This is a genomic window from Rahnella sp. CJA17(1/100) (assembly GCF_963881615.1).
Taxonomy (GTDB): domain Bacteria; phylum Pseudomonadota; class Gammaproteobacteria; order Enterobacterales; family Enterobacteriaceae; genus Rahnella; species Rahnella aceris.
In genome coordinates this window covers 458,077-475,467 of sequence record NZ_CAWOJA010000022.1, presented here as the reverse complement: position 1 = coordinate 475,467, position 17,391 = coordinate 458,077, and the positions used below count along the sequence as shown (strand labels likewise).

At 53.1% G+C, this 17,391-nt stretch carries 12 protein-coding genes; 7 read left to right on the top strand and 5 right to left on the bottom strand.

Translation table 11 applies throughout. The features are described 5' to 3' along the window. Positions 1-122: 122 nt before the first annotated feature. Positions 123-1,127, bottom strand: coding sequence for a nucleoid-associated protein YejK (gene yejK, locus AACU55_RS13570; RefSeq protein WP_013574634.1), 1,005 nt, complete (start codon positions 1,125-1,127; stop codon positions 123-125). 322 nt (positions 1,128-1,449) lie between these two features. On the opposite strand from yejK, the gene AACU55_RS13565 reads away from it, so the two are divergent. From AACU55_RS13565 to AACU55_RS13540, 6 genes are all read left to right on the top strand, one after another. After that, positions 1,450-1,677, top strand: a complete 228-nt coding sequence (locus tag AACU55_RS13565; protein ID WP_015696497.1) for a YejL family protein — start codon at positions 1,450-1,452, stop codon at positions 1,675-1,677. Between the two features lie 24 nt (positions 1,678-1,701). Beyond that, positions 1,702-3,483, top strand: a complete 1,782-nt coding sequence (yejM, locus tag AACU55_RS13560) for an LPS biosynthesis-modulating metalloenzyme YejM (protein ID WP_013574632.1) — start codon at positions 1,702-1,704, stop codon at positions 3,481-3,483. A gap of 194 nt (positions 3,484-3,677) precedes the next feature. Continuing rightward, positions 3,678-4,643, top strand: a complete 966-nt coding sequence (locus tag AACU55_RS13555; RefSeq protein WP_134705612.1) for a glutathione S-transferase family protein — start codon at positions 3,678-3,680, stop codon at positions 4,641-4,643. A 74-nt stretch (positions 4,644-4,717) separates the two neighbouring features. Continuing rightward, positions 4,718-4,960, top strand: coding sequence for a DinI family protein (locus AACU55_RS13550; protein ID WP_013574630.1), 243 nt, complete (start codon positions 4,718-4,720; stop codon positions 4,958-4,960). A gap of 219 nt (positions 4,961-5,179) precedes the next feature. Then, positions 5,180-6,952 carry a penicillin-binding transpeptidase domain-containing protein gene (locus AACU55_RS13545; RefSeq protein WP_013574629.1) on the top strand — a complete coding sequence of 591 codons (1,773 nt, stop codon included), beginning with the start codon at positions 5,180-5,182 and terminating at the stop codon, positions 6,950-6,952. Between the two features lie 529 nt (positions 6,953-7,481). Beyond that, on the top strand, positions 7,482-7,868 hold the full coding sequence (locus tag AACU55_RS13540; RefSeq protein ID WP_013574628.1) for a helix-turn-helix domain-containing protein: 387 nt from the start codon (positions 7,482-7,484) through the stop codon (positions 7,866-7,868). 101 nt (positions 7,869-7,969) lie between these two features. Here the strand turns inward: AACU55_RS13540 and ompC are convergent, their stop codons facing one another. Then, the gene (gene ompC, locus AACU55_RS13535) at positions 7,970-9,097 is read right to left on the bottom strand and encodes a porin OmpC (protein ID WP_013574627.1); all 1,128 of its coding nucleotides are present in this window, start codon (positions 9,095-9,097) and stop codon (positions 7,970-7,972) included. Between the two features lie 775 nt (positions 9,098-9,872). Here ompC and AACU55_RS13530 point away from each other — a divergent pair. Beyond that, on the top strand, positions 9,873-11,861 hold the full coding sequence (locus AACU55_RS13530) for a DUF4034 domain-containing protein (RefSeq protein WP_134705611.1): 1,989 nt from the start codon (positions 9,873-9,875) through the stop codon (positions 11,859-11,861). Positions 11,862-12,499: 638 nt separating this feature from the next. Here AACU55_RS13530 and AACU55_RS13525 read toward each other — a convergent pair. From AACU55_RS13525 to AACU55_RS13515, 3 genes are read right to left on the bottom strand one after another with little or no spacing between them, the layout of a single operon-like run. Next, complete coding sequence (locus AACU55_RS13525) at positions 12,500-13,669, bottom strand: HlyD family efflux transporter periplasmic adaptor subunit (protein ID WP_013574625.1); 1,170 nt, start codon at positions 13,667-13,669, stop codon at positions 12,500-12,502. Positions 13,670-13,686: 17 nt separating this feature from the next. Next, on the bottom strand, positions 13,687-15,864 hold the full coding sequence (locus tag AACU55_RS13520; RefSeq protein ID WP_134705610.1) for a type I secretion system permease/ATPase: 2,178 nt from the start codon (positions 15,862-15,864) through the stop codon (positions 13,687-13,689). A gap of 50 nt (positions 15,865-15,914) precedes the next feature. Beyond that, positions 15,915-17,291 (bottom strand): TolC family outer membrane protein, encoded by a 1,377-nt coding sequence (locus AACU55_RS13515; protein WP_041673044.1) that lies wholly within the window; start codon positions 17,289-17,291, stop codon positions 15,915-15,917. Positions 17,292-17,391: the final 100 nt, after the last annotated feature.

The window sequence follows — 17,391 nt, the reverse complement described above, 5'->3', positions numbered from 1 at the left end:
TGCGAAGGGGGAGGTTGGGTGGGGGTTTTAAGGGCTAATACCCTTTTCTAAAGCACACTTCAACATCTTGATTTTGCTTTAATACCCCACCCCAACCCTCCCCTTCGCAGGGGAGGGTGCGATTATTTATTACCCGCTTTGCGCTGTAACTGATCCCGCAAATTCGGCGGTGTGCCTTTGATGGTCAGGGTATCCGTGGCCGGATCCCAGAAAATGCGTTCGCCCATCAGCATGGCATCGAAGTTGATGCTCAGACCGCCGCCGCTGCCGGCGAATTTGGTCAGCTGACGCAAGGTGCTGCGGTCGGCCGGGAAGGTTTCTTCCAGCTGATAGCCCTGCTCCTGGGTAAATTCTTTAAATTTCTTGTCATTCCACGGCGGCAGTTCTTCGGACAGATCATCCAGCGCGATCTCCTCGCCCGCCTGCAGTTGCTCGTTGCAGTAGGTATAAACCTGCTGACGGTAATTCTGACGCTCGTTTTTATCGAGCTGCGCTTCGGTACAGAAATCATCAACCGCCTGCAGCAGGCCACGGTTCTGCGCCTTGGTATCCAGACCTTCGGATGCGCCGAGGAAATCCATAAAGAAGTCAGAGACTTTGCGCCCTACCCGGCCTTTCAGGAAGGTGAGGTAACGGGTCGATTCCGGATTGGTTTCCCATTCCGTCAAATCAATACGCGCCACAATATCCGCATGATTGATGTCGAGATAATGAATGCTGCTGACATCCAGCTGTTCATTGACGCGCATACTGCTGCGGCTGTTCAGCACGGCAACCAGTAAATATTCGACTGCCAGGAAGCGGTAATGACAGAAAAGCACCACGCCGCCTTCGGCAAACGGGTATTTCGCCAGTTCGTCACGCAGACGGCCAGTGGCAGCGCGGCTGAATGACAGGAAATCGTCGTCCCCTTTGCGGCAACTGCGTAATGCGACTGCCAGCTCGCTGTCTTCATTGAACAGACCGTACGCTTTGCTTTTTGCACTGTAGACGCGGTGCAGTTCTGCCATCATTTCATCAACGGCAGCATTGGGCGTCAGAAGCGTATCACGCAGCACAACATCCAGCGTTTGCTCATCACGTTTGTTCAACTGGTGCAGAGCGATCTGCTCGAGATCCAGACTCATGGGGATTTTCTCCTGTAAGAATTGCAGCCGTGTAAGAAGGGTTTGTCTGCGGGGCGTATTCAAACACCGAAGCGTCAAAGCCGCAACCGCTCATGCCTTAGAAATAAGAGTTTGATGCGAGAAAAAACCCAAAATAATTCGTGTTGCAGGAAGGCGGCAAACGAAGAAATCCCGATGAGCTTACGCCGGTAAGTGATTCGGGTGACTGAGTGCAGTCAACGCATCTGCAACCCGAAGTGTGAAGGGGTTATAAAAATGCGGAAAACAGAGGCGTGATACGCTAAGATATTGGACTTTGTCGGATCAAGAAGCACAATACTCTATGGCACAATCATCCCGTTACAGTGACGAACACGTTGAACAGCTCCTTTCCGAGCTGGCGACAGTTCTGGAAAAACACCGCGCCCCGACAGACCTGTCTCTGATGGTTCTGGGCAATATGGTGACAAACCTTATTAATACCAGCGTCGCTCCTGCACAGCGCAAAGCCTTGTCGCAGTCCTTTGCGAAAGCGTTGCAAGCGTCGATAAGAGAAGATAAAGCCCATTAATTCACAACTTGCCCAAACCCTCTCATGGTGACAAATCGTCAGCGCTATCGCGAAAAAGTATCCCAGATGATCAGCTGGGGCCACTGGTTCGCCCTGTTTAATATCCTGCTCATTCTTGGGATCGGCAGCCGCTACCTGTTTGTTTCTGACTGGCCTTCTTCATTGCAGGGGCGCATTTACGCGCTGGTCAGCTGGCTTGGGCATTTCAGTTTTATCGGTTTCTCGGCATATTTACTGATCATCTTCCCGCTCACCTTCGTGGTGATGTCGCAACGCCTGCTGCGGTTCTTATCCGCTATTCTGGCTACCGCCGGGCTGACCCTGCTCCTGGTCGATACCGAAGTCTTTACCCGTTTCCACTTGCATATTAATCCGGTTGTGTGGGAACTGGTGGTCAATCCCGTTCAGGGCGAGATGGCACGCGACTGGCAGCTGATGTTTATTGCTGTGCCGGTGATATTCCTGCTCGAAATGCTGTTTGGTACCTGGGCGTGGCAAAAGCTGCGCAGCCTGAACCGCCGTAATTTCGCCAAGCCGATTGTCGTGCTGTTCATTGCCAGTTTCTTTGCTTCGCATCTGATGTATATCTGGGCGGATGCCAACTTCTATCGTCCGATCACCATGCAGCGCGCGAATCTGCCACTGTCGTATCCGATGACGGCGCGCAAATTCCTTGAAAAACACGGCTTGCTGAATGCCGGTGAATACCAGAAACGGCTGATCGAACAAGGCAACCCTGAAGCGCTGGCCGTGGAATATCCGCTGAATACCCTCAGCTTCGCGAAAACCGGATCGAAGTATAATTTGCTGATGGTGGTACTCGACGGTGTCCATACCGCCACGCTGGATAAAGACATGCCAGCACTGAGTGATTTTGCCAAACATAACATTCGTTTTGATCAGCATTTCAGTTCCGGAAACCGTAATGACACCGGGCAGTTCGGCCTGTTCTACGGGATTTCGCCAAGCTATATGCAGGGCATTCTGGCAGCGCGTAAACCTTCTGCGCTGGTGACATCGCTGGAGCAACAAGGTTACGAATTTGGTTTATTTGCCTCAGACGGTTTTAACAGCCCGCTGTACCGCCAGGCGTTACTGACCGATTTCACCTTGCCGCCGCCAGTCAAACAGACTGACCAGCAAACCGTTTATCAATGGCAACAATGGCTGAATGGCCTTGGCAACGGACCGTGGTTCTCCTACGTGAACCTCAACGGCATCAGCAGTGCATTGCGTCAGGACGGGGCCAGTGTGCCAACCGGTAACACCTTTATTCGTCGCTATCAGAACGGTGCACTGGGCGTGGATGATCAAATCAAGGCCATCCTGCAATCGTTAAAAGACCGCGGAGAGCTGGAGAAAACCGTGGTAGTCATTACCGCCTCACACGGTATTGAATTCAACGAGAATGGCACCTGGGGGTCAGGTAACTCGATGAACCGCCGCCAGTTGCAGGTTCCGCTGATCATTCACTGGCCGGGCACACCGGCGCAGAATATCGATAAGCTGACGGATCATGCCGATGTGATGACCACGCTGATGCAGCGCCTGTTGCACGTCACTACGGCCCCGGCGGATTACTCGCAGGGCGAAGATTTGTTCGCTGCGAAGCGTCGCCATAACTGGGTCACGACCAGCGACGACGGTACGCTGGTGATCACCACCCCGGACCAGACGCTGGAACTGGAAAATAACGGGGATTACCGCGCTTTTGACATTAACGGCAAGCGGATTAAAGATCAGAAACCCGAGCTTGGCTTGCTGCTTCAGGTGCTGACAGATGAAAAACGCTTCCTGGCAAACTGACATTTGCCGTTAAGCGCAAAAATGAAAGCCAACCCTGACCGGTTGGCTTTTTTATTGGGGCCACGCCCATTTTCCCCTATCAAATTATTTGACCTTCTTCTTGAAAATAATGTCGTTTATAGCGCAGCCTGAAACCGTTACGGTGGACCCTATATTCTGATAACTTTCTAAAAAATGAGCGGAGTGCAACCATCGTGGCGGGACTGGTCAACGGAAAATGGGTAAGCGGCGACGTCGCGAAAGAAGAAATAAAAAACGGGGCATTTCATCGTGAGGAAACTGCCTTTCGCCAGACACATCTTGAGCCGGAAGCCGGACGGTATCAGCTTTTCGTCTCTTATTTGTGTCCGTGGGCCTCGCGCACGTTAATTTTCCGCCATCTGAAAGGGCTGGAAAAATTCATTCAGGTATCCGTTGCTCTGCCGGTGATTGGTGAAAATGGCTGGACGTTCGACACGCCGCAGGATGCAGGCGAAAAGATTGAGCAGGTGCGTTACATCCATCAGCTCTATACCGCCAGCGATGCACACTATACCGGCAAAGTATCCGTGCCTGTGCTGTGGGACCGTCGCGAAGGGCGTATCATCAATAATGAATCGGCTGATATTATCCGCATTCTTAACCATACGTTTGATGCACTGACCGGAAATCGGGATAACTTTTACCCTGCTGCCCTGCGCGAAGACATCGACCGCTGGAATGAAGTGATTTATCACGACGTCAACAACGGTGTGTACAAGACGGGCTTTGCGAAGACTCAGGCAAGCTATAACGCCGCCGTGACCCAACTGTTCGGCACGCTCGATACCCTTGAGGCGCATTTAAACACCCACCGGTACATGGCCGGTGAATATATTACCGAAGCCGACTGGCGTCTGTTCGTCACTCTGGTGCGTTTCGACAGCGCGTATCACGGTGCCTTCAAATGTAATATTCGCCGTATTGAAGACTATCGAAATCTTTCAAATTATTTGCGTGAACTCTATCAGTGGCCGGGGGTCAGCGACACGGTAAACCTGGCGCATATCAAACAAGGTTACTACGGTATTTTATGGCTGAATCCGACAGGTATCGTTCCGGCAGGTCCGCAGCTTGATCTGCGCCGCCCTCACGATCGTCAGCGTCTCATCGGGCGCGGCGTTATGCAGAGAACAGACTAAAAATCACTTGGACCCGCACAAATAAGACTGTATATTTCAACAGTTATTTCTCCCTGTCTTTTATGAGGAAAGTTATGCGGGTCGAACTGATTTTTGACAAACGGAATGTCTCCGGCATCCCCAATGCCAGTGAAAAGATTGAAGCGGAACTGGTTAAACGGGTACACCGTCTGTTTCCTGACGCGGAAGTAAAAGTAAAACCGATGCAGGCTAACGGGCTGAATACCCACGGTGCCAGCAAGCAGGAACGTTCGCAGTTAAATCAAATGTTAGAGGAAATGTTCGAAGAAGCCGACGAGTGGCTCGCTGTGGAGTAAAAATCCACCTTGCCGTTGCACTTACTTACAAAGAGCAATTGAAATAAACAATCCATCGCTATGGCTTAATATAAGATGTGCGGGTTATACGAAATTCATTATCAATCAGAGCGATGAGTTGCACATAATGAGGTACAGAACTGGGTGATTTCATCCGGTACATTGTCCCCGCACCTTCGCTTTTCGCTTCACACGCGCCAATGACTTTGCGAAACAGCCATGCCACCGAGCCTAAAAAAATCCAGCGCCCAACCTAATTTCTACACCAAGCGCTTTGCGCTGATTTGTCTCGGTATTGTCTGTTGCCTGGCGCTTCTGCTCGGCCGGGTGGGCTACCTGCAATTGCTCAACCAGCCAATGCTGGAAAAAGAAGCCGACTCCCGCTCGTTGCGTTCCACTGTCATCCCTGCCGGGCGCGGCACTATTGTTGATCGTAACGGCCATCCGCTGGCGCTGAGCGTCGCCTCAAAAGACATTATCGCCGATCCGTTCCGTGTGCTGGAATTGCACAGCGACCTGAACAGTCCGAAGTGGCAATATCTGGCTTCCGCGCTGAATATGCCACTTTCGCAGCTCCAGCAAACCATCACCAGTGATCCTCAACGCCGCTTCGTCTATCTCGGCCGCAAAATAGAAGAAGGCATCGCCGCAGATATCAGCCAGCTGCACCTCGGCGGCATCAGCAGTCAGCTCGATGACAGCCGTTATTACCCGATGAGTGAAGCCGCAGCAAATCTGGTCGGCGTCGTCGGGACAGATAATGAAGGTCTGACAGGCGTTGAAAAAGGCTTTAATGCTCTGCTGCAGGGCAAACCGGGCATGCGCGAATACCGTCAGGATCGCCATGGCAATGTGATCGGCATCCTGAAAGAAGTCGCGCCACAACAGCCGCCAACCATCAACCTGAGTATCGACAGTTTTATGCAGTACGTTTTGTACTCGCGGCTGCGCGATGGCGTTACGCTTAACCAGGCTGAATCCGGTGCTGCTGTTCTGGTGGATGTGAATACCGGTGAGATTTTAGGGATGGCGTCCTATCCGTCCTATAATCCCAATAACTATGCCGGTGTTCAGGCAAAAGACATGCGAAATGTGGCGATCAGCGACAGTTTCGAACCGGGTTCGACGGTCAAACCGCTGGTGGTGATGGCGGGTCTGAACCGCCATATGATCCGTCCGGATTCCGTTCTCGATACCCATCCGTATACCGTTAACGGCCACCTGATCCGCGACGTTGGTCATTGGCCAGCGCTGACCATCACCGGTATCCTGCAAAAATCCAGTGACATTGCGGTGTCGCACATTGCGCTGGCGATGCCTGCCAGTGTACTGGTTCAGCTTTATCAGTCCTTTGGGTTGGGCAAACCGACAGATCTGGGTATCGGTGGCGAAAGCAGTGGTTATTTCCCGCTCCACCGTGACCGCTGGGCTGATATCGAGCGCGCTACCTTCTCCTTTGGCTACGGCCTGCGCGTCACGCCACTGCAAATCGCCCGTGAATACGCCACGATTGGTGCCGAAGGTATTTACCGACCGCTGTCGATAACCAAAGTCACGCCGCCGGTGCTTGGCACCCGTGTGATGTCGGCTGACGTGGTCAGAACCGTGATTCATATGATGGAAAGTGACGCCCTGCCCGGCGGCTCCGGCCTCAGCGCTGCGGTGCCGGGATACCGTCTGGCGATTAAAACCGGTACGGCGGAAAAAATGGGAGCCAGTGGCAAATACGACGGCGGTTACATCAACTACACCGCCGGTGTTGCGCCTGCCAGTAATCCCCGTGTTGCACTGGTGGTGATGGTCAATAATCCGCAAGCGGGCAAGCACTTCGGTGGTTCGGTTGCAGGCCCGATTTTCGGGCAGATTATGGGCGAAATCCTTAACCACATGAACATTGCGCCGGATGCGCTGGTGCCGGAAACGCCACCAACGACGGTGATTAATGGCGGGCAGAAAACCGATCTGGTACGTCGCCCGGCCACAGACGGTTAATCAAACGCGAGCAAAAAGATTAAAAATTTCTGACAGACTGGATCTCACAGAAATAAGCGGTTAACGTTCGCAGTGTTTGTGGCTAAAGAAATTGCTGGCTGACTCACTGTGGAGGAAGAGCGCAAGCTCTGTAAAAAAAAGAATGAAACGGCTTCTTATCGTATTTTTGATCTTTGTTGCGGTTTGTCTGGGTGTGATTGCACTGAATATGCAGGGCAGCAGCCCCTGGTAACTGAGTTCCGTTCCCTGAAAAGGGATAAAGGGAGACATCATTTTGCCAACCGGTAAGAACTTTGTGGTTTTGATTGTTCTTATTCTCGTCGGGATAGTCGTGGTGGACGATGGCATCGCCCGTTTGATCCACTGGATCCTGTTGCGTTAAAACATGGCCCGCGCGGCTGTCATTACAGTCCTGCCCACCGGGCCATTATTGTCTGCCCACCCCCTGAACATCTCTGAGCAACAGCTGCCACGCCAACCTGGCGAACTCGTGTATAATAGCGGTATTCAACCTTAATACAGACTGGTTATGGCTCAAGACATTCATATCGCTATCGTCTGCGCACTCAGCAAATGGATTGAAGGCCATCTTGGTCGTGTGATCCATCTTGAAGAACTGGCTGAGTATTCAGGCTATTCGCTCTGGCACATGCAAAAACTGTTCAAAGAATCGACAGGCATTTCTCTGGGGAAGTACATCAGGGAACGCCGTCTGGCGAGTGCTGTTTATCAGCTGAGCAGCAGTGAAACCCCGATTTTTGACATTGCTATGGATTTCGGTTTTGGTTCGCAATCGCATTTCACCTACATGTTCCGCAAGCGTTTCAACATAACGCCACATGAATTCCGCCAGAACCCTGACATCAAGCTTGATGTCTCTCCCCCGCTGCATCTCATCCATCAGAAATCTGCCTGAAGCTGTCAGAAATCCACAAAAAACGCGGCCATCAGAGGCCGCGTTCTTTTACTGCTTATTCTTTACTGCTAAGCGCTATTCTGTGTCTGAGAAAGGCACGCTTAGAACTGATACACCAGACCTACCGCCGTCACGTCATCGGTATTGATGCCAGCGTTGTCGGTGAAGGTGCTGCTGTCGATCAGGTTAATTTTATAGTCAACGTAGGCTGACATGTTTTTGTTGAAGTAGTAAGTCGCACCGAGGTCAACAAATTTAACCAGATCCTGATCCTGGTAGTTATTACCCAGACGGTCTGAACCTAAATCTTTACCGCGGGTTTGGTTATAAGCTACGAACGGACGCAGACCGAAATCGAACTGATAACTTGCATAGGCTTCAAATGCCTGGGATTCGTTAGCATAACCGTAAGCTTCTGAATCGGTGGAACCGAAGCGGGAAGCGTTGTAAGCCTGGGTAAACATCGCAGCCAGATAGACGTTATTCGCGTCATATTTCAGCCCCCCGGTGTAGCCTTCGGCTTTTTTACCGTCGCCCATGATACCCGGTGCAGAGTTCTGCTCGTCAGTACGGTCAGAGTTGAAGAATGCACCCGCTACGCTGACGCCCGCGCCAATATCGTAGCTCAGCGACATACCGTAACCGTCGCCGTTCTGTGTCAGCACATCGCGGGTACCTGGTTCGCCGCCGCCGCTGTCGTTTTTACCCTGATATTGCAGGGCAAAGTGCAGGCCATCGACCAGACCAAAGAAGTTGTCGTTGCGGTAAGTTGCCACGCCGTTGGTACGCTGATAAAGGAACTGGTCAGCACCATAAGTGGAACCATCGAACTCAGGCTGCATGTCGGTCCAGGCGGCAACGTCATACATCACGCCGTTGTTACGACCGTAGTCGAATGAACCCATGTCGCCAAATTTCAGACCTGCAAAACCATAACGGGTAAATGCGCGGTCACCGTCATCAGAGCTTTCAGCCTGATTAGCCTGAACCTGATATTCCCATTGGCCGTAACCCGTCAGTTGATCAGTAATCTGGGTTTCGCCTTTGAAACCAAGGCGGATGTAGCTCTGATCGCCATCAGAACCTTTGTCGTTAGAGAAGTAGTGCAAGCCATCCACTAAACCGTACAGGTCCAGTTTATTACCATCTTTATTATAAACTTCTGCCGCACTTGCTGATCCCGCCACCACTAAAGCAGGGATCATGAGTGAAAGAACACGGATTTTCATTTTTTTGTCCTCGATAGGTGTCGGACCGTGCCACTAAATGTAAAGTACAGTTTTTTTTTACCGCTTTAAATCTGCATAACGTTTTTTGTATCTGTATAAATGTTGGCCCGACATGGCAGTTCCATTCTCATGATATAGATTCTTTTAATCCAGAAAGAAAATGATACGAAATTAGTGAAGACATTACTTATATATTAGAATATGTAACAATATATTAATATTGCGTAAATTTACGTCTGTTTATTTTTGTTAAAATAAAGCACGCAAAGCTAATTTAATAAAAAAATGATACATATCAATTAATTAATTAAACCCGTTACCGCACTAAGTGATAAATCATACATTCAGCAATAATATATACTCTCTCTCGCTATCATCATTATTTGTTATTCAATTACCCTCATTCCCCGTTTTGTGGAAACAACAGCCGGCCCTTTGTGGCCGGTTTTTTTTGATTTACAAAGATATAATATCACTCTGTGACATTCATCATTGATTATATCGCGCCCGTTGACTGTATTTCTCCATAATTACTTCACATTATCTCCATCTTTTGAATTTCGATTTTCTTAATATTCGATATCTAATCCATTAAATTAATAAGGTATTTTCGGAAAATTATTAATCGATATTGTGGAGAGGCTTTGTTGGTCAGCGACACTTCAGATCCGTTACTATAGCCAAAGTCAGACCAATCCCGCTGATCACCGCCGGGAAGACCGATAAACTGCGGTGCCACGCAACAGCTTCTTTATTCAACCGTTCAGGGAACCTCATGCCACAACAGGATCAGCTCGACAACATATCCAAAGCCAGAATGCTTCTGGCAACCCGCCGTTTTCTAAAACTCGACGAGTGGCTGTTGTCACTGATGCGTGGCTGGCAGAATCAGGGCGAAGGCCAAAGCGATTACGGCCTGCTGATGCATCCGGCTACTCTGTTTACCGGTACGGAATCGCCTGCACTTAATCCGCTGGAAGTTCTCAGTGACTGGGCGCAGCAATGCCCGCAGAGCTACCACGCTCACGTATTGCTGGGCATGGTCTGGCATGAAAATGCCTGGTTGATCCGCCAGTCTCAGGGCGAAAATGAAATTGAAGATCACCAGTGGCTCGGTGCCCAGTTGTGTTGCGATTACGCCGTGCTGGCGTTTTTACGCGCCATCGAATTACACCCGCGCCCGACTCATGCGTTCCGCCATCTGATGAATCTCAGCGGGGGTTTCGGTGAGCCTTACTGGCTGAAATCTCTTTTCGCTGGCGAAATCCCCAAGCCCCTGCATGAGAAGTTTTCGATTCAGGACAGTGAAATCTGGCAAGCCGGGGTGGCGCATATCCACGCCCTCGGGTTCGAACCTGCCACACACTGGCCGCAAATGTTACCTGCCGCGTTACAGCAAACCCGAAAAACCGGTGAAGAAGCGCTGGATTACTGGTTGCGCATGGCGATGTCCGTGCGTCACGCCGACGTCGGCACGATGGAATCCTACCTGTTATTCCATTCCGCGTTCTGGGGCGGCAGCGACGAGCAACAGATGCTGATTATCGACAGCCCGCTGTGTGCGGAATTTAGCGATGAAGAACGTAACCAGTTTCGTGCGAACGCGCTGTGCGATGCGCTATCCGGCGATATTGCAGAACGGGAATCACCGCGGGCGCAGGAACTCCAGCAGCGTTTGGCGACTTTACTGGCTCAGCCCATCACGCCTGAAACCCGCATCCGCCTGCTGGATCTCGCCGGGATTTGTACCGCTTACTGGCAGGATGATGATCAGGCTGGCCTGACCGTTTATGACGCATTGTTCGCCGTTTCACCGCAGGCGATGCCGGGCCATTCTGCCCGCATGTTTATTTCCCGCGCCGTGCTGGCAAACGGTCATGAAGAAGGTTTGCCGGTACTCACTCAGTTACTGACCCGCGGCCTGAGCCAGGCCAATGATCCGGTGCTGGTCGCGTTTGCCGCGACGGCGCTGCAATTCGGATTGTACGGACTGCCAGCCCGGCCGGAGTTAAGTGAAGGGCTGATGGAACACGCGTGGTCGCTTATCCAGCAATCGGGGGATGAACAACCGGTCAGCGATCTGGTCACGCTGGCGCATGATATGGCAATCAATGACGACATCGATGCCGCTCATTTTCTGATGACCGGCATGGCGCGCCACGGCAGTGCCATTCACTGCTACGAGCTGTATTTCTTCTACCGCAACGGCTGGCACCATGATGTGCCTGAGCATTATCACAATGACAGTAATGCGATGGATTGCGTGCTCAGCGCCGCCCGCTCTGGCATGGTTCCGGCTATGTTTACCTGCGCTAACGCGCTGCGCGACGGGCTGAGCGGCGAACCGGATTATGAACAGGCGATGCAGTGGTATCAGCGCGCGATAGACGCCGGGCACCTGTCCGCCGCCTACTATCGCGCCAGTTGCGCGCTGGATAATGGCTCCGATGCCGAGAAACGTCAGGCAGCAGAAGTGTGGCTGCCGGAAATTCTGCATAACGCCGCGCACCCGGATCGCGCCGAAGCCGCTTATACCCTTGGCATGGCCTGGCTGACCGGTACCGGCGTGAAGAAAAACCGTTATATCGCGGATAAATTTATGGAATTCGTGCTCGAGCTGAACCCGGAATCCGAGGCGGCGAAGCAGGTTCACGATGAACTCAGCGGCTCGCTGCGGGCGAGGATGAATCTTTGGCAGGATAAGCGCAAGACTGAGATTGAAGATCCTATCGCCGGGTTTAGATTGCAGGAGCCGCTGCAATAGCGGCTTGAACCCCTTTTATAAAGGTGCAAATTTTGGGTTTTCATGGCCGTGAAGGCTTGAGCGGGAATATTTCGGTTTCTCAATAACTGTTATCGCAGAGCCTTTCGCGCCGAAACCGACCAAGAGGGAAAAGTGCTTTTTACCTCTTGGATCTCCCTTCGCTTTTTCAACAAGCGCTATCGCGTGCTGGCTATGTTTCAGGTACCACAGCGACAGGCTGGAAATCTTGCCGCTGCGCGGTTCCTTCTCTCGGTCTTCGAGCCACAGGTCTCGAAGCCGCTCCGTTCAGCAAGATTTCTGAATCGCCCGCACGATCTTAAATTCAACGACAGAATGTTTTATCTTTCCTCCTCCCCCTGCGAAGGGGGAGGTTGGGAGGGGGTTTTACGGGCTAACACTTAGTCAAAGCTTACTTTAACTCTCTGATTTTTCTTTAATACCCCACCCCAGCCCTCCCCTTCGCAGGGGTGGGAGCTTTATGGCTATCACTGCGGCAGCTGAAACATAGTCAGCGAGCAGAGCGCGCAGTTAAAAAAGCGCCGGAGTCCAGAGGACGCGCGCTTACGCGTCCTCTGGGCCAGTTTGGGCGGCGAGCCCAAGGTGTTGACCTTAAAGCCGCATCAGCAGCGGCCTCCTGCTTACCTCTCCCTCAGGGATTCTTTCACCTTATTCAACGGTTTAATCAGATAATCCAGCACGCTTTTCTGACCGGTTTTGATATCCACATTCGCCACCATCCCCGGCACGATCGGGAACTGGCGCCCGGCTTTGTTGGTCAGGAAAGCTTTATCGGTGCGGACATACACACGGTAATAATACTGGTCGCGCTTCACTTCATCCTGCAACGTATCCGGTGAGACACCTTCAACTTTACCGTCCAGATCGCCATAGATTGATGAATCATATGCAGAGATTTTTACCGTGGCAGGCAGTCCGGGGCGGATATAGGCGATGTCGCGCGGGTTAATGCGGGTTTCGATCAGCAGCTGATCTTCAATCGGCACGATTTCCATCAGCTTGCCGCCCGGTTGCAGAACACCGCCGACAGTGGAAACCTGAATGTCTTTAACAATGCCGTGAACCGGCGAATACAGTTCAGAGCGCGTCACCTGATCTTCTTTACCGGCCAACACCTGCAATTCAGCGTCCAGATCGGCGTTATTTTTCACCTGCTCCTCACGCGCACGTACCGCGTACTGGTTAGTGGCATCGTCGATTTTTCCGCGCAGTTCGCTGGCCTGACGTTTGAGACGAATGACTTCGACCTGCCCCGCCGCGCCTTTGGCCACCAGGGGTTGCGTCATGTTGATTTCATCGTTCACCAGTCTGAGCGACTGTTGCAGGTTAGTCACCGTTTCATCACGGTTCTGCTTACGTGATAAATATAACTGGCGTTCACGCGCCACCAGTTCCGGTGATTTCATGGTTTCGGGGCTGAATTTCAGCGGTGCGCCGGTCAGTTCGGCGCTCAGACGTTCAGAAGAAGCACGTAATGTCCGCACACGGGAGGCGGCCTCGCCGTAGTTTGACTGAGAACGTGTCGGGTCAAGCTGCGCCAGAAGCTGTCCGCGATTCACCACTGATCCTTCCTGCACCATCAGTTTTAAAATTACGCCACCATCGAGCGAGTCAATTTGCTGTGCTTTGCTCGATGGCGTCACTTTGCCGGTACCGACCGTTACTTCGTCCAGCACAGCAAAACGTGCCCAGACAAAAAACACCAGCAAACTGGCCAGCGTGCCCCAGATAATCCACGAGACTTTGCGGCTTTCGGCTTCCAGTTCATCATGCAATGTCAGATGTGCCATGCGGTGTCCTTAGCAGCTCAGGCTGCGCCTTGTTTTTTATCGTCCATGACCGCCGCTGCCGGAGCGGGCGTGGTACTGGCTACTTTGGCGAGGATCTGATCCCGCGGTCCGTCAGCCACCACGCGCCCGTTATCCATCACGACGATCCTGTCCACCAGCCTGAGCAGCGCCGGACGGTGCGTCACCACAATCAGCGTCCGCCCCACCAGCCAGCTATGTAACTGACGGATGACGTATTCTTCCAGTTGTTCATCCATCGACGCGGTCGGTTCGTCCATCAGCACCACCTGCGGGTTACGCAGGATCATGCGGCTCAGCATCACCATCTGCCGCTGACCGCCGGACAACCCGCGCCCGCCTTCGTTAATGATTTTATCCAGGCTCGACGCGTCGGCCTGCACCATCGACAACGCGCCACTGATACGTAACGCCTGCAGCATTTCCTGGTCAGTCGCGTGCGGATAACCCAGCATCAGGTTCTGACGCAAGGTGCCGAAAAACAGCCGCGAATCCTGCGACAGATAACCGAGCTGGCGGCGGATATCCGCCGGTTCAACTTTAGTCATGTCGACGCCGTCGATGAGAATTTTCCCCTGCGACGGACTGGCCTGCCCCGCCAGCAGTTTGAGCAATGTGGATTTACCCGCACCGACTTTCCCGAGGATTGCCACGCGTTCGCCCGGCTTGATCTCCAGTTGCCCGATACCGAGCACATTCGGCGCATTTTCTTTGTCGTAGGTGTATTGCAGATTACGCACATTGAAATGACCGCTGAGCGTCGGGCAATGTGACAACTGCGCATCCGCTGGCCGGTCAACAGGTTTTTTCAGCAGTTCATCCAGCCCGCGCATGGCGCTTTTCGCATGCTGCCAGCGGGAAAACACCATCGTCAGTTGCATCAGCGGTGCGATGGTGCGCGATGACAACATGCTGCTGGCGACCAGCGTACCGGTGGTGATGTCGCCGCTGAGCACCAGATACACGCCGAAAACCAGCATGCCGCCGTAAGTCAGTTGCTGCACGGTGGAGGCCCAGCCTGTCAGGCGAGCGCCCCACACGCGTTGCTTCATGCCCACCGCCGCGCTCACTTCGTGCGTCTGTTCCCACTGACGCTGGAAATAGGCTTCCGCCTGCAAGGCTTTGATGTCTTCGATGCCTTCGATGGTTTCCACCAGCACGGCGTTGCGCAGTGCACTTTCGCGCATACCTTCTTTCGCCAGTTTGGCCATCGGCCACTGGATCAGAATGCCGGGAATGACAATCAGCGGGATCGCCAGCAGCGGGATAATCACCAGCGGGCCGCCGATGAAAAACATGATGCCAAGGAACAGCAACACGAAAGGCATATCCGCCGCCGCGCTGATGGTGGTCGAGGTCAGCAGTTCGCGCACCTGATCGATTTCACGCAACTGAGAGATAAAGGAACCGGTGGATTTCGGCCGGTCGTCGTTTTTGATATTCATCGCCCGCACGAAAAACAGCGAGGAGACTTTCAAATCGACTTTCTTGCCCATCAGATCCGACACCAGCGTACGCATCAGGCGGATGACATATTCCATCCCCGCCGCCAGCACCACGCCGAAAAACAGCACCCACAAGGTCGGGTAAGATTGTGCCGGGATCACACGGTCATACACCTGCATTGAGAACAAAATTCCCGCCAGCGCCAGCACGTTACCGAGAATAGAGGCCAGCGAGATTTCCGCGATTTTGCGCCCGGAACCCCGGAAGTTATCCCAGAACCAGTGTTTTTTATGCGGCTGAACGAACGGGTCGATACGCTGATCGCGCCCGCGCGGTGCCACGCCAACCAGAAAGACCGGGCCGGTGCTTTGCTCAAGCAACACCACCAGTTCAGCCGAACGCACTAAGTTGCCGCCGTCGCTCAGCCAGTAGTCCACCATGCCGTCGTCGTGCAGATTTTCCAGTACCGCAATGCCACCCTGTTGCAGCGTAATGACGGCAGGTAACACTTCCTGACGCCAGCGCACCTGATTCCAGCTGACCATACCCACCTGAAGCCCCATCAGACCGCTGAGCCGGTCGAGCTGACGCCGCAACGGCTGATGTTCGAACCAGCGCATTTGCTGGCGAAGATAAAGCGGATCTGCTGGTTTACCGAATGTTTCGGCCACGCGCCCCATGGCGCTTATCCAGACGTCGATCGACAAAGGTGTTGTTGCTTCATTACTCATTTCAACCTCGATATCGAATGCTTCTGGTTTATTCCCGTCCTGTCCGCGCCTTACAGCATCGGGATGGTGTCACCTGTTTGTTTGTGTCTGTCGATGCCTAACATATCGACCAGATTGTCCACGGCGGCGGCGTAGCGCACCGTCGCATCCCAGCCGTCATACAGCGCGCCAATGCGCGACGTATCGGCCTGAAAAACGTCCTGCTCAACGCTGAGCAAATCGTTCAGGCTGCGCTTGCTGAGTTTGTATTCATCCTGATAAACGCTGCGGGTATGCGTCGCGCTGCCGAACTGTTCCTCACCCGCCAGTTGCCGCTGCTGACCGCCGATCATATCGGCATAAGCTGCCGACGCTTTCTGGTTGATGTCCAGCTTGGCTTTTTCGACTTCGGCCTGTGCAGCCTGCCGCTGGCCTTCTGCCGCGCGGACTTTGGCGCTGACCGCCCCGCCCTGATACACCGGCGCATCCACCGCCAGCTGTACCTGATCGTCCCAGTAAGAACCGCCACCGCCGCTGTTTTCATAGCGCGTACGTCCTGCCTGCACTTTCAGGGTCGGCCAGTGCTGAGCTTCGGTCTGATTAACTTCCTCAATCGCCGCCTGCTGTTTAGCCTGTGCGGCACGCACCAGCGTGCTGTTTTCATAAGGGATTTTGTCGAGGGTCACTTTCTGGTCCAGCAGACTTTGCGGCAGATCCGGCAAATTATCGGACACCACGCCGGTCAGCACCGTCAGTTGTGCCTGCGCAGAACGTTGCTGCGCGCGGTATTGCTCAACGGTGGCTCTCATTCCGGCGATACGCGTTTCTGCCTGCAACACGTCAGACTGTGAACTCAGTCCGGCGTCTGCCCGCAGTCTGGCGGTGTCCCGCACACGTTCGAGAGAAGCGATATTGTCGCGCGCCGCCAGGCTCAGCGCCTGATAGCGTTTGACCGAGAGATAGGCTTGCAGGGTACTGAGCGCCACATCAGTCATTGTGCTGTAAAGCGAATAACGATAGGCGTCAGACAGGTATTCCTGCTGACTGATGCTGCCGCCGGTACGACCAAAGTCATACAGCAGCTGGCTGAGCTGGACGCCCGCCGATGCGTTATTACTCAGGCTACCTGCCGAGTCAGTCTGATGTGATTTTCCGGCAGTTCCCTGTAAGGAAATCTGCGGATACCAGGCGCTTTTTGCCTCATCAAGGTTGCCTTTGCCGACGCGAATTTGCGCCGCTGCTTCTGAAATTTGCGGATTACGCGCAAATGCCCGCAGGATGGCATCCTGCAACGTCAGGCTGGCACGCATCTCCTCGGTCGGCGCAGCCTGCCAGTTAAATTCCGGCTGTTTAACCGCCGCCGTCACCCCCGTATTCCCTGTTAAACCGGTCAGGCACAAGGTGCCCAACATCACGGTCAGTGACCGCATCACTCTCTTATTTTTCATTACCGACACCACTTAATTACGCCGATTTATATTTTTGGTACTGCGCCTTCCCCTCTCACGAGGGGAAGGTCGGGATGGGGTATTAATGGCATCGCAGTCG

Coding starts and splice junctions, on each gene's coding strand:
- AACU55_RS13540 (WP_013574628.1), top strand. CDS start 7,482: ATGGCTCAAGACATTCATATCGCTATCGTCTGCGCACTCAGCAAATGG.
- AACU55_RS13530 (WP_134705611.1), top strand. CDS start 9,873: ATGCCACAACAGGATCAGCTCGACAACATATCCAAAGCCAGAATGCTT.
- AACU55_RS13515 (WP_041673044.1), bottom strand. CDS start 17,291: ATGAAAAATAAGAGAGTGATGCGGTCACTGACCGTGATGTTGGGCACC.
- AACU55_RS13545 (WP_013574629.1), top strand. CDS start 5,180: ATGCCACCGAGCCTAAAAAAATCCAGCGCCCAACCTAATTTCTACACC.
- AACU55_RS13520 (WP_134705610.1), bottom strand. CDS start 15,864: ATGAGTAATGAAGCAACAACACCTTTGTCGATCGACGTCTGGATAAGC.
- AACU55_RS13550 (WP_013574630.1), top strand. CDS start 4,718: ATGCGGGTCGAACTGATTTTTGACAAACGGAATGTCTCCGGCATCCCC.
- ompC (WP_013574627.1), bottom strand. CDS start 9,097: ATGAAAATCCGTGTTCTTTCACTCATGATCCCTGCTTTAGTGGTGGCG.
- yejM (WP_013574632.1), top strand. CDS start 1,702: ATGGTGACAAATCGTCAGCGCTATCGCGAAAAAGTATCCCAGATGATC.
- AACU55_RS13565 (WP_015696497.1), top strand. CDS start 1,450: ATGGCACAATCATCCCGTTACAGTGACGAACACGTTGAACAGCTCCTT.
- AACU55_RS13525 (WP_013574625.1), bottom strand. CDS start 13,669: ATGGCACATCTGACATTGCATGATGAACTGGAAGCCGAAAGCCGCAAA.
- yejK (WP_013574634.1), bottom strand. CDS start 1,127: ATGAGTCTGGATCTCGAGCAGATCGCTCTGCACCAGTTGAACAAACGT.